Raw genomic sequence first — 16349 nt, forward strand, 5'->3', positions numbered from 1 at the left:
ATAATAATGACAATTAATATGTTACAAAGGATGATTTTAATGTTAGAGAAGTTGGTAACTGAACAACGTAACAAAGACACTTTACACCTTGATCAAATGTCTGTTAAAGACATCCTCTTAACAATGAATCAAGAGGACCAACGTGTTCCAGGTATTATTCACGAAGTTATTCCACACATTGAATCAGCCGTAAAGCTTGTTATTCAATCCTTTCAAAGCGGCGGCAGACTTATCTATGCCGGAGCTGGCACCTCTGGACGACTAGGTGTATTGGACGCAGTAGAGTGTAAACCGACGTTTGGTGTATCTGATGAAATGGTAAAAGGAGTCATTGCCGGTGGTGAACAGGCTTTTACTCAAGCCGTTGAAGGAGCTGAGGATAACGAACGCTCAGGAATGGATGATGCTATATCCCTTCAAATTACGAGTAATGATACCGTCATAGCTCTTGCTGCAAGTGGGCGGACCCCCTACGCAATCGGTTTATTAAAAAAAGCAACCGAACTCGGGGCTAACACTGTATCCATTAGCTGCAACAAAAACTCTAGTATGAGCAAGTACGCTCAGGTAGCAATTGAAGCAGAGACAGGTCCTGAAATTTTGACAGGCTCTACACGACTGAAAGCCGGCACTGCTCAGAAGCTGATCCTAAACATGATTTCCACTACAGCCATGATTGGAATCGGCAAAGTCTATCAAAATCTTATGGTAGATATGCAACCCACAAATGAGAAGCTTGTTGCACGCTCTAAACGAATGATTATGGAAGCAACAGACGCTGATTTAGAGACAGCTACCAAAGCACTACATGATGCTAATGGTCAGGTTAAAACAGCCATCGTTATGATTTTACTACAATGTTCCTACGAAGAAGCTACGAAAACACTTTCTAAGAATAGGGGCTTTGTACGTCAGGCAACAAAAAAATAAAAAATGTAACTGAAAGAAGGGGTTTCAGTGAAAAAAGAACAAAGAATGGCTAAAGAAATAGTAGAACAGCTTGGTGGACCAGAAAATGTGCAATCCGTTACGAACTGTATGACCAGACTTCGTGTGTCAGTTAAAGATGAGAGTCTGGTTAATCAACAAAGCTTAAAATCGATTGAAGGGGTTATGGGTGTCGTTGAGGATGATACATGGCAAGTGATCATTGGACCAGGTACGGTAAATATTGTTCGCCAAGAGGTGGATGCGCTATTGTCGTCTCTAGGCAAATCTTCGTTTGAGGAACAAGCAGAAGAAGCTAATATCAACCGTAAGAAAAAAAACCAAACACCTTTCAAACGATTTCTACGTACACTCGGTAACATCTTTATCCCCCTTATTCCAGGGCTTGTGGCATCAGGAATCATCAATGGGGTTGCTAACTTTATGATTAATGCAGGCATGCAAAGAGAAGAGCATACCTGGTTAATGGTTTTAACCATCTTGGGAAGCGGACTATTTACGTATTTAGCTATTTTGGTAGGTTGGAACACAGCGAAGGAATTTGGTGGCACTCCTGTACTCGGAGCGATAGCTGGGATGTTTATCTTTAATCCTGCCCTTGCAGATGTCACGATATTTGGCGAAGCACTGCAACCTGGACGAGGTGGTTTATTCGGAGTCATTTTTGCCGCTTGGCTAACCACCTATTTTGAGAAGCACATAAGAAAAGTGATTCCAGCTTCTGTAGATATTATATTTACTTCATTATTCACTGTATTACTTGTTGGTTTCTTATCTATATACGCCATCATGCCTATAGCAGGAATCTTATCTGATGGGATTACTTCAGGCATTCAAGCTATTTTAAGCATTGGCGGACCAATTGCTGGTGCATTAATGGCCGGGTTCTTCCTTCCGCTAGTTATGGTAGGACTGCATCATGGACTAACTCCTATCCACGTAGAATTAATTAATGTATTTAGCTTTACAACGCTTTTGCCAATTCTAGCTATGGCAGGTGCCGGCCAGGTAGGTGCGGCCATCGCCATTTTTGTTAAAACTCGCAATAAGCGCTTGCGAAATATTATCAAAGGTGGACTACCGGTTGGATTTTTAGGCATTGGTGAACCTTTGCTATACGGGGTTACGCTTCCTCTTGGACGTCCATTCATTACCGCCAGTCTCGGTGCAGCAGTTGGCGGAGCAACCCAAGCGATGTTTGGTACGGGTGCAACAGGTATTGGTGTATCTGGACTTTCATTGACTCCACTTATCGCTGAAGGAAAATACTTGCAGTATCTCTTTGCCATCGCACTTGCTTATCTATTTGGCTTTATCTTTACCTATGCATTTGGATTCAAAGAAGAGATGGCAAAAAATATTTAGGAAGGAGACTAATTGATGAGAGCAGGCATCTCAATCTATTTAGCCGACCCAATTTCAGACCAGCTTAATTACCTGAACCAAGCGAAAGATCATGGATTCACGGCTATATTCACCTCTCTTCACATTCCAGAAGAGGACTCTAGTCTATATAGTGAGCGACTAAAAGAGCTTGCCGCTTACGCATCAAAGAACGGCTTTGAATTAATCATTGATGTCTCCCCCACTTCTATGGAGCAGCTTCAGTTAACTTGGGATCATGCTGGCCTATTAAAAGATTGGGGTGTGACCGGCTTACGTCTGGACTATGGTATGACAATAGACCAGATCGTCAAGCTATCTAAAACCTTGCAGATCATCTTAAATGCCAGCACCCTCACATGTGAGGATGCTGCGCAGTTAAAGCATTCAGGACTTGATCCATCAAATTTAGAGGTTTGGCACAACTTTTATCCACGACCTGAAACAGGACTTTGTCGCAAAGACTTCCAGCAAACAAATAAGTGGTTAGCCTCTCAAGGCTTTTCAGTCATGGCATTTATACCAGGAGATGAGAAACGTGGCCCTCTCTACGAGGGCTTACCAACACTCGAGGAACACCGCGGAGTCTCTCCATTTGCTGCATTCCTTGATCTGAAAGATAATGAATCCCTTTCCACAATTGTAGTTGGAGACATCGGATTATCAGACTGGAGCTTTAACCAGTTTAAATCATACTTAGAATCTGAAACCATTCTCCTTCGCGCGAAAGCATTTACAGAAACCGATTCCATTCTTAGTACACACACCAATCGCCCTGACAGCGCACGTGATGTACTCAGGTCGCAGTATTCACGATCTTTTGAACACAAAAGAAAAACCGACATTAGCCCATCAAATACCGAACCACGTCCGCTTGGCTCCATCACTATCGATAATCGACTTTACGGCAGATATCAAGGAGAAATCCAAGTAACAAAACGCGACCTATCAGCGGATAAGAAAGTAAACGTTGTGGGACAGGTCATTGAAGAAGACCAACCATTGATTAAACATATTAATGGAGGTATGAACTGGACTTTTGAGTGGATATAAGGTGTGAGTAGCTCTCTTATGAGGAGCTACTTTTTTTGCATGCGGTGACTCACTGACGGTTTGCGAGACCCTCTTTCAGCTCATAAGCTAAAAACCCCCCCTCAAAAAAAAGAGACGAACGCTAAGGTTCGTCTCTTCCTACTATTCCATTAAACGACCAAACTCAGCAACAATACAAAGGCAAGTCCACATACGGAAATGATTGTTTCAAGCGCCGTCCATGTATAAAAGGTCTCCTTCACCGTTAATCCAAAGGCTTCTTTGACAATCCAGAATCCTGTATCGTTAACGTGAGAGGCAATGACACTTCCTGCCCCAGTTGCAAGTACCATTAATGCAAGGTTTACATCTGATCCTCCCATTAGCGGAATAACGAGGCCAGCTGTTGTTAGTGCTGCGACTGTAGCTGAACCTTGTGCCACCCTCATTAATGCAGCAATTAACCAGGCAAGAAAGAGTGGCGATAAAGAACTTCCATCAAATATTTGTGCAACATAATCTCCAACGCCACCAACAATGAGAACTTCTTTTAACGATCCACTAATCCCAAGAATTAAGAGAATCATACTAATGGCCTTAACAGATGATTCGGCTGATTTCATAAGCTGCGTCATTGTCCGGTTCTGTGAAATACCCATAGTATACAGAGCAAGTAACAACGATATAAACATTGTCATTGTCGGCATGCCTATAAAACTCATTAGGTTAAATAGAACGTTCTCACTCATTCCTGTAGTTTCTTGCAGCAAATTAGTAACCGTAGCTATACCCATCAAGATAACCGGGAACAATGCAGTGATAGAGCTTTTCAGAAAGCTTGGTGTGTCCTCAAGAGGCATCTGTTCAGCATCACCAATAGCTGCCATTGCACTCTCATTCACTTTATCAAATGCTTCTGGAACAAATTTGCGTACATATTTTGTAAAGATTGGACCAGCAATAATAACTGTTGGAATTGATATGATAAATCCATAAACTAGTACCATGCCAATATCCGCTCCATACTCACCAGCAATAACAGTTGGACCTGGATGCGGCGGCAGGAAAGCATGTGTCACTGATAATGCAGTGGCCATAGGTAGACCTAAGTATAGAAATGATACGTTTACCTGTTTTGAAATTTGATAAACGATTGGAATTAATAGAACCAAACCAACCTCAAAAAATAACGCAATCCCTAATATAAATGCAGTTAGTACAACCGCCCACTGAATCTTTTTTTCTCCGAATATATCAATTAACGTAACAGAGATTCTTTGTGCGCCTCCACCGTCAGCAATTAACTTACCGAGAATAGCACCAAAACCAAAGATTAGACCAACACTTGCTAAAGTGCCTCCTAAACCGGTTTCAACTGTACCAACAATATCTGTTAATGGAATGCCTAATGCGAGCGCTAACAAAAAAGATACAATAGCTAATGATATAAATGTATTCACTTTCAATTTCATAATTAAGATTAACAGTACAACGATTCCTAGCGCTGTAATAAGTAATGGCATTCCTCTCACGTCCCTTTCAATCTCCTGTAATAAGATGTAACAATCAGAATATACAGTACCCTAATTTACTAACAAGCAATCATAGCTGAAGTAGAATAGTTTCATTCGCTTATATTTTCACCTGATTAAGTGCTTTTTTTATCGCTTCTATGTATTCATAAAATGTCCGGTTTACAGTTTGCCTTCTTTGTGGTCCAGAGAAGTTGTCAAACAGCACCTTCCTTTGCTCAAAACTAATTTCAAGTTGCACACCTTTACCCCGATGATTTTTATTTACAATGTTAGCAGGATTCCTCCCTCCAATCTGCATCGTCCTTCCAGATTGATCAGCATTGAAACCAGCAAGCTTCAGCTCAGTTGTAACCTCTAGGGCTAACTTGTCATCTAGTCCACCAACAATCGTGTTTTTCACCTGACCGCCAGCATATCCATGATACGAAACCGTATATAAAGATTGACTCACAACCTCAATAGCTGTGGGCTCATCAAAATGTATTGAAGTAATATGTAACTCGCTATTCCCCGTTGAACGTATGCCTTCAAAGCAATAGTACGAGTCATCAACTCCAGCAGACAACTCCGCTAACTCACTTGTCCCAGGTTCAATCCCTCCTCCATGAATCGCTTTGAATAATACTCCAGATTGCTTTTTTTGATAACGAATCTGATAATCTGTGCCCAGGATGTTATGGTGTCTTAAATCTTCAAAATTTTGGTACAAGTCGCTCATCTCTACACACTCCTTTGAACAAGATGTACAGCCATACTACTAGATACATAACTTTTTTAAAAGGAAGAGGGGCTTTCCATTAAAAAAATCCGAGACTGTCACAAAAGCAGTACTAAGATTTAACCTACTTTGCTTACAAAAAAATAAAAGCCATACTTCTCAATAGAGAGGTATCGGCTTTAATGTTATATATTCTCTACATAGCAATATCTCTTTCTCCTGGTTGAAACTTATTTATAAAAAGATATACAAGCCACGAGAGTGTACAAAAAATAGGAGTTATAAGTAGGAAAGGGGAAAACAATTCGTGGAACATTAAATCTACACGAATTACACTTACAATAACTGTTGCGAGGATGATGGTAAGTAGAGGTCCTGCCAACTCTCCCAGCTTTAAAAAAACAAAATGAAGAGGTGCAACAAGAAGCATAACTGGCAAATACGCCACCAAAAAGAACCAAGCAATTGTGAATCCATTGTCAATGAGAAGATGCTCTTTGGTTATCAAGGGATAGATTAAACTAACTAACAAAGAAAAAAGAATACACGTTAAAATCGAAGTAAAACCTACGTCAATGAATAATCTGCTTTTTTTCATGTCTTAATCCTTTCAAGAGTTTGTCAATTCAATCTGTATCATCCTATCAATTCGTTCGATATAATAATAATAATATATACTATAAATTCTAAGATTAGGAGCTTTTTAATGGGAATGTCAATTGGATTTATCTTTTTTATTGCCGTATATAGTCTTCTATGTTTCTATATGGGTTATAACGGTTGGAAGTGGCTAAAAGCTGCTTTCTCTTTTAAGTGGAAAAAGACATATATCATTTTGTTTATCTTTTTATCATCAGCATACATCATTTCATTTTTGTTCTCATCTCGAACATTACAGATGATCGGCGGTTACTGGCTTGTCATCTTTGGCTACTGCTGTGTTTTGTTACCACTTGTCAATCTTGTCTACTTTTTAACCAAAAAAAATCAAAAGTGGAAGGTTAGAAGTGGGTATGTGCTCGTAGCATTTTTCAGCTTTGTCTTGATCTACGGTTCGTTTAATGCTTGGAGTCCAGTCGTTCGTGACTACTCCGTCGAATTAAATAACCCAGACAAAGAACCACAGGGTGAAGAATTAAAACTATTAATTGCTGCCGACTTGCATCTAGGTGAGGTCATCGGTGTACGTCACCTGGAGAGATTTATAGACGTTGTAAATAATGAACAGCCAGACATCGTCTTATTATCTGGAGATATTATTGACAACAGCATCTCACCTTATTTTACTAATAATCTTTCAGACATTTTACAAGAGATTGATGTTCCACTAGGCGTGTATGCCGTTCCTGGTAATCATGACTATTATGGTGGTGACCTTTATTTGTTAAGAGATGAATTCAAAGAGATAGGCTTTAATTTCTTAATGGATGAAATAGAAACAGTCCAAGACCAATTAACGATTATTGGTCGTAAGGATTATACAGATAAAGAACGCCAATCTATTGAAGAGCTTATGAGTGATGCTGATAAACAATTACCAGTGATTATGCTCGATCATCAGCCTCGAGAGATTTCTGAAGCACATGAGCATGGAGTAGACATGATCATTTCCGGTCACACTCACCGCGGACAGGTTTTCCCTGCCAACTTTATTACAAGTGCAATGTATGAGAATGATTGGGGCCATCTTCAAAAGGACCAGCTCCACTCCTTTACAACCTCTGGCTTCGGTTTCTGGGGTCCTGCGGTTCGAATTGGTAGCCGTTCCGAAGTAATGACCGTTACGTTTACTTATTAAGATCAAATAAAGATTTCTGAAGCCAGCTAATTATTTATAATGCTGGCTTTTTGGTTTTGATGCTGCGACTCCCACTACCTAGCGGAAACAATCTTTGCATGTTCATTAACAGCACCCTTACTTAATATCAAACTAATCGCTAATCCCCATACATAGGCTACCAAATAGAATAATCGCTGCAATAAACCACCCAGTTCGAATGGTATAAATATCATCACAAAAAAGCTAATAAACAATCCTATAACCAGAGCACAAGATAGGTATGATAACCACTTCCCTTTATTTAATCTCATTGAATACAACCCAATTGAAGGACCTATAATCATCATAGATAGAATAGCCGGAACAGTATGCCATAAAAAATCAACATTTGCAGGGATCACACTAAATCCAATGCCACCCGCAAAAATGATGAGTCCTACATTCGCTAATTGCACAACTCGATCTTTCTTTAACTGTTGATAGATATAGAGAGAACCAATTAGTAAAGCAACACTCGTAAGCAAAAATAACACATTCACGATATAAGCGTGAGGTGAACAAATATCATACGGAGCTAACGCATAAGTATTCCTTCCGCACTCAGTTACACCTAGATCACTCATCGGCTGCAAAAGCCAATGATACGGTACGGTGGTTGCATGAATGGCAAACGGTTCATATAAAAAATACGCAATCGCAAAAAGCCATCCACCTATTCCTATAGATGCTGGGATTTTCATTATGACCTCCTATAAAACTCATTTCCTTTTTATAGTTAAGTTAGGATGTGTTTTCTATTATACCGTTTGTGGGTGGAATGTTTAACCATCAGTTTATAATTTAGTAGCTGGTACGGCGTTTACATAGTAAGATAGGTAAGATATTAGTGGGGGTGCATAATCGTAGCATGATTCTTGAACATAAAAAAGAAGCTGCCACAGGGACTCTTTCCAGAGTTGCGACAGCTCATTTACAAAAGAAAATCATATATAAAAGGCGTAAGCAAGCGATTGGCCTAATCTTGTATGCAGCAGGTGCCTTGGCCTTTGAATACTACTCACGAATGCTTGTTCCACGAGAGACTATGCCAATTCTATACCTTATCATGTCATTCATTCGATCTACCGTCTATTTATGTTTGGGGTTTTACCTTTATAACTTCTTTTTTCCGAATTAAGAGGAGTAATTTATTCTTACCAGCCTCGCTCGTACTGGGGAGGGATAGTCAAATGATCAGTTTGGTGAGTGGCTTGTGCTGCCCGCAGTGGCCAGTACGGGTCACGTAGCATTTCTCGTGCCAGAAGAATGATGTCGGCACGTCCATTACGAACATGATCATCTGCTTGCATGCCTTCTGTAATAAGACCCACTGCCGCTGTAGCAACACCTGCTTCACGACGGATTCTTTCAGCAAATTCAACTTGATAACCTGGTCCAACATCTATAGATGGATTTGGTGTGTTACCTCCAGAGCTACAATCCACAAGATCTACACCTTCGTTCTTCAATCGTTTGGAAAGCTCAATCGAATCCTCAATCGTCCAGCCACCCTCCTGCCAATCCGTACTTGAAATACGAATTGTGAATGGTAGGTTCTCTGGCCATTCCTTGCGCATGATTCGAACCGTTTCAATCACAAAACGAATTCTATTTTCAAAGCTGCCTCCATATTCATCTGTACGCGTGTTACTAAGTGGTGAGTAGAAGCTGTGAGCTAAGTAACCATGGGCAGCGTGAAATTCCATCCACTCAAAACCAGCATCTAGACTACGAATTGTTGCTTGACGAAATGCCTCCTGGATTTCTTTAATTTCACCAACAGTAAGCTCCTTTGGCGTCCGGAATGCCTCAGAAAAACCTAAAGCACTTGGTCCTACTATGTTCCAACCACCATCTTCATCAGGTACATTTACCCCAAGATCCGGTTGCTTCCAAGGGGCGTACGTTGACGCCTTACGCCCAGCGTGGGCTAATTGTATCCCAGGCACAGAGCCTTGTTCTTTAATAAACTGGTTAATGCGCTTAAATGCCTGCACATGTTCATCCTTATACATCCCAAGGTCCTCGGGTGAAATTCTACCCTCTGGAACAACCGCACTAGCCTCTGCTATAATAAGTCCGGCTCCCCCAACTGCACGAGAACCAAGATGAACCATATGCCAGTCATTTGGTGTTCCATCCTCTGCACTATATTGGCACATCGGCGCAACGCCAATGCGATTTCTAAGTGTGATGTCTTTAATCGTAAAAGGTGAAAATAAATGAACCATAATTTTGCCTCCCTTTTTTAACTCGTTCTCAAACATTTTAATGGTTTTGAATAAGAGCTGTCGAACGATTTGCTTAAGGCAAGATTATCTCGACCTCCCCCATATTGCCTTTGTATAAGCCATATTCAACCCTGCCCGCTCCATATTATGTTGACTCGTTGATGCAAATGCGGCTTGTCCCACAACAAGCTCACTTCCACTTATCTTTGCCTGCATAAGCCTACGCTTAATCAACTGACTATGAATGCCATATTCTCTCATTGTTGGAATGGTTGTTGCTATATAAAGCGTGGTTATTCCGTCCTGTGTAAACATCACGGCAATACCCGCAGGCTCACTCTTGTATGTAGCCAAATAAAAACTCCATCCAGACTTGTGAAAAAGCACTCTATTATTTTTCGCAACACCGTCCCGCAAAAAGGAAGGCAGACCAAATCCTTCTGTATAGATCATTGCATAGGTATCAAACTCATTCTCGTGTAGCTCTCTAATATAGATACGCTGCTCATCAATGGATGCAACGTTAATCTCATCCGTAGACTGATAGAGCACACTATGAAAACCAATTTGCTGAAACCCAGCTTTATCAAGACTTTGAAGAAGCGTTCTTGTTGCATTCATCGGAGTTAGATCGAACTGCACCTCCATGTTTCTTTGCTGATAGAAGTCCATAATAGCAGGTATCTGCTCAGCATCCTCCTCTGATAATCCCTTAACAACATTAAATGCTGGTCCAGGCATTTCACTAGAATAAAAAGCATACGTTTGACCAAAGGATTCAACCTCAACACCCATTGGATTGTCACGCAAACTTTTTATAGCAAGTAGCTTTGATTTGAGTAGATCTACCTCAGACCGTTCAATCCGATTTGCATTCGAATGGTTCATAATAATTGGCATTTGATATCCTCCTAAGAAACGCATATTAGTTATAATAGAATGATATAACACTAAATACATAAATTTGAATAAAAGAGGTTTAATTTGATTTTAGTAGGGGAAATGGAAGTTATTAAAATTTATTGCTTACTTATAAGCAATGTTGGAATTAAACTCAGATTATAGGCGCAATTCTTTTCAAATATACCATAGAAATTTTATAAAGAAATGAGCGTGAGAACTGAAATGAATAGCATTTTTTCGTTTCTATTTGGTAAACCAGTGACACATAATATATTATATACATGCTTTTATTGGATTGTATTTCTTACTTTCATACTTGTCGCTATCATAACTTCTTTAATTCCATCCATTCCTTGGTATGTTCCTGTGATATGGTTCATTGCCTTTCCACTATTTGTGAGAGTGAATCATTTTTTTGCGAAATTATTTTACAAAGGCATCACCGTTCCGAGTGGAAAATTCATTAATAAAAAGTCAGTCAGTGCATTACTTGGAGCAGCTTTCTTACAGGCTAGTGTATTATTTTCCGTTTTTATATTTCTCATCACATCAATGCCTGGAGGGTCATTTGTTGTTAATAGTCAGTCTTCACATAATGGAGAAGTATTTCATTTATCTATTGGCTCTCTAAAGGGAACCTACACTGATTTCCCGTCAATCAGTGTAAATGATGAGAGAGCGGAGGATGAGACTATGCATGTACCATATAGGGCAGAGGTGTCTGAAGGAAGCTATCAAATTAGAGTACATCATTACGATAATGAAGAGCTTCTTTTTGAAGAAACCATTCATTCATCAACTGAGGATCATATTTCAGTGCCTGTAATAGATGGTCCCTATCTAATATCTCTACATGCAGAGGAGCAAGCGAAGGGAATAAAGTTCAGTTTTCCTTTACAATAATCAGAATGGCCCCGCTCACCAAATGTGACGGGGCCATTTTTACGTTATTTACTTTCGCTTTTTAGTCCTACAATCTGATGGTGGAGGGAATTTAGGAAACATACCCTTATTATAACTCCACCCCTTCCAGATAATGTTTCACCATATCAACTTAACATCGCCTGGGAAATCCCATTGTTAAGAGACAGGGTTATGTCCCAAGTTCTTGCTTATTCCTATTCATTCAAAGCTCTTCTTTTATGAATATAAAAAATAGTCATTCCAACAACCAGTAATAAGAGTCCAATAACTAAATAGTTATACAGATTCGTTGCTGTTTGTGGTAGTAAATTAGTTTGATTAGTTGATTGATTATCAGAGTCCACATCAGTTTTTGATGCAACTTCTTCTTGGTTTGAGTTTGTATAATCTTGTTCAACAACTGATTCTACTTGTGGAGTTTCTTTATTCCCATCTTGACTTACTTTATTATCATTTTCTTCTTTACTTGTAGTCTCTTCTTCTTCACTTGTATTCTCTTCTTCTTCACTTGTATTCTCTTCTTCTTCACTTGTATTCTCTTCTTCTTCGCTTGTAGTCTCTTCTTCTTCGCTTGTATTCTCTTCTTCTTCGTTTGTGTTCTCTTCTTCTTCATCTATTTCTGGAGTTGAGTCATTTTGCTCATCTTCTTCTGAAGAGTCCTCATCGATAATCACAATTTCATCTGTACCTTCATCATTGTTAGCTGCTTCAAAAACAGTGAACATACTAAAGTGATACGTAACAACAGTAACTTGTCCATTGCTATATGTACCACCTACATTTTCCCACTTCCCTTTTTCTTCATTGAAATAAAAGACTTTTAAGTTATTTGGGTTTTTCGCACGCTCTGCATTTACATTAAAAGTAAGCGTAACTCCTTCTTTAAACTGACTAATAGTACGCGTTCCTTGTTTGATCGTAAAATCATACGTTCCGCTTAAACTATTTGAATCACTTGGCTGTTCTTTCACTTCAATTGTTACAGGCTCATCACTATTACCGAAGCTAGAAGCCGGAATTAATGACTGAACGCCATCTTTTTGAAGCGTGATTGATTGTTTATTTTCAATTAACATTCTTGTTTGTTCTGGTGTCAGTTCCATTGATTCGTTATTCTTTTGCTTATTTAAATCTAACGTAATCGATTTTCCATCTGGACTAACGACAAAGCCCTTTTCTTCTGGAAATGAGCGTAAAACTTCTTCACGGTCAATTATTATTTCTTCTATTTCTTCTTCTATTTCTTCCTCATCATCCCAGTCATTCCAATCCCCATTGCCTCCATCATAGTAAACTCTTACGCCATCATTACGTAAATACGTGATTGTTGATTCATCCGAAATATCATTACCATATAAATAGACAGTTTGGAGACGCGGTAATTCTCTTAGAATAGAAATATCGGTTATTCCGTTATAAGCTAAATCTAAGTATTCAATACTCTCTAACCCTGCTAAGCTTGAGATATCTTTAATATCATTTGAAGATAAGTAAAGACTACTTAAATTTTTCATATTTTTAAGTGCTGAAATATCTGAGATGTTATTATTTTGTAAATCAAGCGACTCAAGTTTTGTTAATTTTGCTAAACTTGAAATGTCGTTAATTTCATTCGAGTTTAAAGAAAGCTCTTCTAATTCAAACATTTCCGCTAGAGCATCAATATTTGAAATCTGATTCCAAGATAGGTGAAGATCTCTTAAATTTGTAATGTTCTTTAAAGGTGAAATATCCTCAACCTGATTATTCTGCAAATACAATTCTTCTAATTGAGTCATGTCCGACAATGCTTTAATTCCAGCAATTTCATTATTGCCTAAACGTAAATACGTTACATTTTTTAAATTTGTTAAAGCAGCAATATCTTTGATTTCATTATTCGCTAAGTCCAGTCGACTTAATTCAGTCATTTCTGCCAATGCATCAAGATTTGTTATTGAATTATTATCTAAGTCTAAAGATTCAAGAATCAATAAATCTTTCAACGAAGATATATCAGAAATACTGTTATTGTATAGGCTTAAATATGTTAGCTTAGTTAAGTTTTTGATTGCTGAGATATCAGATACCTTATTATGTCCTAAAGAAAGTTCACTTAATGAAGTTAGACCCGCTAACTGAGAAATATCTATTAATTCACTGGTATTTAGATAAAGTGATCTTAATTTCTCCGCATATTGTATTCCTTCCAATGAAGATAGATCTGAATGATAATAATTTAAATGCTCTAGATACTTCATATCCGCTTCTGTAACATTTCTAGTGTGGATTCCTAATTCTTCTGCTACAGAATGACGAAAATCTTCATTTTCAAATTTTACTTGAGGTGCATCCATGTCCGCACCATCTGTTTTTACTCTTATATGATGATACTTTTCTAAGTTATATAAGTAATCGGCATAGAAGCTAACATTATACATAATATTTGAAGCTAGTCCTGTTAGCGTATATTCTTTAATACCTTTTTCGATTTTTTGTGTATCAACATGAAAATACTCTCCATCTTTATCTGCATCAGCATAAATTCGAAATCCTGTGATTTTAGATACGTCATTCCATTTTAACGTAAATGAATTGTCAGTCACTTTAGAAACTATGTAGTTGAATGGTTCTGCTGCTTCTTTCATTTCCTTTAATTTAAATTGAAGTTGAATCGGATTATTCATATAATCTTTTACGGCATTGATTTCAATTGTTTGAACGGCTGCGATACTAGGGTCTTCATCGTTATAAAGTGCTACTTCATGTTTACCTACAGGCAACATCAATTGACCGTTCGTATTATTAAGCCACTCATCACTTTTAAAATGTTTATTGCTTTCATCCAATCCACGCACTTGAATTTTTTCATTATAACTAGGGTCTTCGTTGACCATAATAATGAGAGAGACTGGGATTAGTTCATCTTCAGTCCAATCAGGCGTTGCATAGGTATAATCATAATAATAATCATCTAAATAAACTTGAATGTAAATATTATATCCTTTACCTGCTATTAGATCGGTAAATGTATAACGATTCTGCTCTCCCGGTACAATAACTTCCTCACCATTAATCCTTAATTCAAATTCTTCTACATCATGGCTTGAGTTCCAAGTAACCGTAATTGAGTTACTAGTTGTTGTCACTTCGTCGAAAGAGAGTTCATAATTTGAATAATCAACAGTTTCTTCTTCCTCTAGTTCTAGCATTTCTTCTACTGCTAGGTCTTTTTCAGATGTTAGTACTTCTTCAGTTCCTAATTCATCTAATTTGTTTAATTCATCTATATCTATTTCTTCTTGTTTATTTTCTGGTGTCGTGTCTTTTACTACTGTATCTTCGGTTTTACTTTGTTCGAGTAAAGGGTTTTCATCCTTAACTTCTTCTACATATGTTTCTTTTGTTACTTCGGTTTCTTTCTGCTCTTCCTGTTCTTGCTGTTCTTCTACATCTTGTTCTTCTTTTACATCTTCAAGATCTTCCGCTATTGCCAACGCTTGTAGCGGTGATGTAAACAAAGAGAATGTAAGTAAGAATACTAAAAATACATGAACAAACTTAAATTTATTTCTCATTTGTATATCTACCCCTTTTTTAATTAAAGCTACCTAAATTATAGCCCTTTTACAATATACACCAGATACCCAAATGAGTAAAGATACCTATATTAATAATAGTTAAAAAAGACTACAATTTGGCATTAAGCTCAATCGTTTGAAAAAGATAAATCTAATAAGTGTCAATAAAAGCGATAAAAGCAGGAACTAAGTCCTAAAGTCCATTTATCTAGTTTCTTTTAAGGTCTAATGACTTTCAAGCTGCTGAATTACTTGATAACCGATTCACTCGAGTAAGCTTAGAGAGAAGCATTTACTTGTAGTTCATGAAATTTCTTAATTCGGACGAAATGCAAAAGAAAATAGACGAAAGGAAGCATTTAGAGAAGAAAACATTGATATTATCATCCTTAATATACCGATTTTATATGCCGGAAACGCGGGGGCAATACCAGGGGTAGGAGAACTCATTTCAAATCTAGTTCTCTCTTTATTATCCTGGATCGTCAGGGACAAGAGGAAACGCAATAGCACTAGGCGAAGGGAATAAAGTTCAGTTTTCTTTTACAATAATCAGAATGGCCCCGCTCACCAAATGTGACGGGGCCATTTTTTACGTTATTTACTTTCGCTTTTTAGTCCTACAATAATATAGACTGGCTGTCCAGCTACATCCATCTCAGGAAAAATCACCTCTTCAATTGTAAAACCTGCTTTGATCATTTCCTCCCTCATTTCTTCAGAGGAGACTCTAGGTGCTTGAATGCCATCCACCTTTTCTATTTCAATACATACGAACATTCCGTTCTCTTTTAAAACCCTGTGAATCTCTCGTAATGCAGTGGATAGAGGTTGTACTTCATGCAAAGAGATAGATGCAACAGATTTATCAAAGCTTTCACTAACTAGATTCATCTCCGTAAAGTCACCTACAGATATATCAATATTCTTTATTTTTTTGTGAGTAGCCATCTCTTCTAAATATTGCAGAATCTCTGAATCAAAATCAAAGGCAACGACTGATTGCACATGCTTGGCAATCGCAAGTGAGATATATCCCGTACCAGCACCTAGATCTAATACATGATCCTCATTACTTGGCGATAAATACTTAAAAACCTCCTTCGCTTCAACTCTATCGATGTTCTCTAGATTATGAATTTTCCTTTGCAATCTTACATCCATTTCCCTCACCCTTTTATAGATATTAAGAATCTCCAATAACTATAATATGCTTTTTTATGTTTGTACATTATTTTGTTCTAAATAAATCACAAAAACCAATATCAGATCAGATATTGGTTTTTGTATAAGTAC

At 38.0% G+C, this 16349-nt stretch carries 14 protein-coding genes; 6 read left to right on the forward strand and 8 right to left on the reverse strand.

Annotation, left to right across the window (positions count from 1 at the left end):
• Nucleotides 1–30 precede the first annotated feature (30 nt).
• From murQ to FN960_RS14575, 3 genes are read left to right on the forward strand one after another with little or no spacing between them, the layout of a single operon-like run.
• Nucleotides 31–930, forward strand: a complete 900-nt coding sequence (gene murQ, locus FN960_RS14565) for an N-acetylmuramic acid 6-phosphate etherase (RefSeq protein WP_260682028.1) — start codon at nucleotides 31–33, stop codon at nucleotides 928–930.
• Nucleotides 931–957: 27 nt separating this feature from the next.
• Nucleotides 958–2313, forward strand: coding sequence for a PTS transporter subunit EIIC (locus tag FN960_RS14570; RefSeq protein ID WP_143849483.1), 1356 nt, complete (start codon nucleotides 958–960; stop codon nucleotides 2311–2313).
• A 15-nt stretch (nucleotides 2314–2328) separates the two neighbouring features.
• The gene (locus FN960_RS14575; RefSeq protein WP_143849485.1) at nucleotides 2329–3384 is read left to right on the forward strand and encodes a DUF871 domain-containing protein; all 1056 of its coding nucleotides are present in this window, start codon (nucleotides 2329–2331) and stop codon (nucleotides 3382–3384) included.
• A gap of 149 nt (nucleotides 3385–3533) precedes the next feature.
• On the opposite strand, the gene FN960_RS14580 is transcribed toward FN960_RS14575, so the two are convergent.
• From FN960_RS14580 to FN960_RS14590, 3 genes are all read right to left on the reverse strand, one after another.
• A complete protein-coding gene (locus tag FN960_RS14580; protein ID WP_143849487.1) occupies nucleotides 3534–4886 on the reverse strand; it encodes a gluconate:H+ symporter in 1353 nt (450 codons plus the stop codon).
• Between the two features lie 109 nt (nucleotides 4887–4995).
• On the reverse strand, nucleotides 4996–5616 hold the full coding sequence (locus FN960_RS14585) for a poly-gamma-glutamate hydrolase family protein (protein ID WP_143849489.1): 621 nt from the start codon (nucleotides 5614–5616) through the stop codon (nucleotides 4996–4998).
• 196 nt (nucleotides 5617–5812) lie between these two features.
• Nucleotides 5813–6214, reverse strand: coding sequence for a hypothetical protein (locus FN960_RS14590; protein WP_143849491.1), 402 nt, complete (start codon nucleotides 6212–6214; stop codon nucleotides 5813–5815).
• A gap of 108 nt (nucleotides 6215–6322) precedes the next feature.
• Here FN960_RS14590 and FN960_RS14595 point away from each other — a divergent pair, with 108 nt between their 5' ends.
• Nucleotides 6323–7414, forward strand: coding sequence for a metallophosphoesterase (locus FN960_RS14595; protein ID WP_143849493.1), 1092 nt, complete (start codon nucleotides 6323–6325; stop codon nucleotides 7412–7414).
• Nucleotides 7415–7488: 74 nt separating this feature from the next.
• Here FN960_RS14595 and FN960_RS14600 read toward each other — a convergent pair whose 3' ends face one another.
• Nucleotides 7489–8136: a DUF998 domain-containing protein gene (locus FN960_RS14600; RefSeq protein WP_143849495.1), complete on the reverse strand. Its 648-nt coding sequence runs from the start codon at nucleotides 8134–8136 to the stop codon at nucleotides 7489–7491.
• A 167-nt stretch (nucleotides 8137–8303) separates the two neighbouring features.
• On the opposite strand from FN960_RS14600, the gene FN960_RS14605 reads away from it, so the two are divergent.
• Nucleotides 8304–8573, forward strand: coding sequence for a hypothetical protein (locus FN960_RS14605; protein WP_143849497.1), 270 nt, complete (start codon nucleotides 8304–8306; stop codon nucleotides 8571–8573).
• A gap of 16 nt (nucleotides 8574–8589) precedes the next feature.
• On the opposite strand, the gene FN960_RS14610 is transcribed toward FN960_RS14605, so the two are convergent.
• Nucleotides 8590–9669: an NADH:flavin oxidoreductase/NADH oxidase gene (locus FN960_RS14610; RefSeq protein ID WP_221936809.1), complete on the reverse strand. Its 1080-nt coding sequence runs from the start codon at nucleotides 9667–9669 to the stop codon at nucleotides 8590–8592.
• 81 nt (nucleotides 9670–9750) lie between these two features.
• Nucleotides 9751–10566 (reverse strand): GNAT family N-acetyltransferase, encoded by an 816-nt coding sequence (locus FN960_RS14615; RefSeq protein ID WP_143849501.1) that lies wholly within the window; start codon nucleotides 10564–10566, stop codon nucleotides 9751–9753.
• A gap of 225 nt (nucleotides 10567–10791) precedes the next feature.
• Between FN960_RS14615 and FN960_RS14620 the strand changes: the two genes are divergently transcribed.
• The gene (locus FN960_RS14620; protein ID WP_143849503.1) at nucleotides 10792–11472 is read left to right on the forward strand and encodes a hypothetical protein; all 681 of its coding nucleotides are present in this window, start codon (nucleotides 10792–10794) and stop codon (nucleotides 11470–11472) included.
• Between the two features lie 215 nt (nucleotides 11473–11687).
• On the opposite strand, the gene FN960_RS14625 is transcribed toward FN960_RS14620, so the two are convergent.
• Nucleotides 11688–15050: a leucine-rich repeat domain-containing protein gene (locus tag FN960_RS14625; protein WP_143849505.1), complete on the reverse strand. Its 3363-nt coding sequence runs from the start codon at nucleotides 15048–15050 to the stop codon at nucleotides 11688–11690.
• A gap of 600 nt (nucleotides 15051–15650) precedes the next feature.
• Nucleotides 15651–16217, reverse strand: coding sequence for a class I SAM-dependent methyltransferase (locus FN960_RS14630; RefSeq protein WP_143849507.1), 567 nt, complete (start codon nucleotides 16215–16217; stop codon nucleotides 15651–15653).
• Between the last annotated feature and the right edge of the window lie 132 nt (nucleotides 16218–16349).

This window comes from Alkalicoccobacillus porphyridii (assembly GCF_007293315.1).
GTDB classification, from domain to species: Bacteria; Bacillota; Bacilli; order Bacillales; family Bacillaceae_D; genus Alkalicoccobacillus; species Alkalicoccobacillus porphyridii.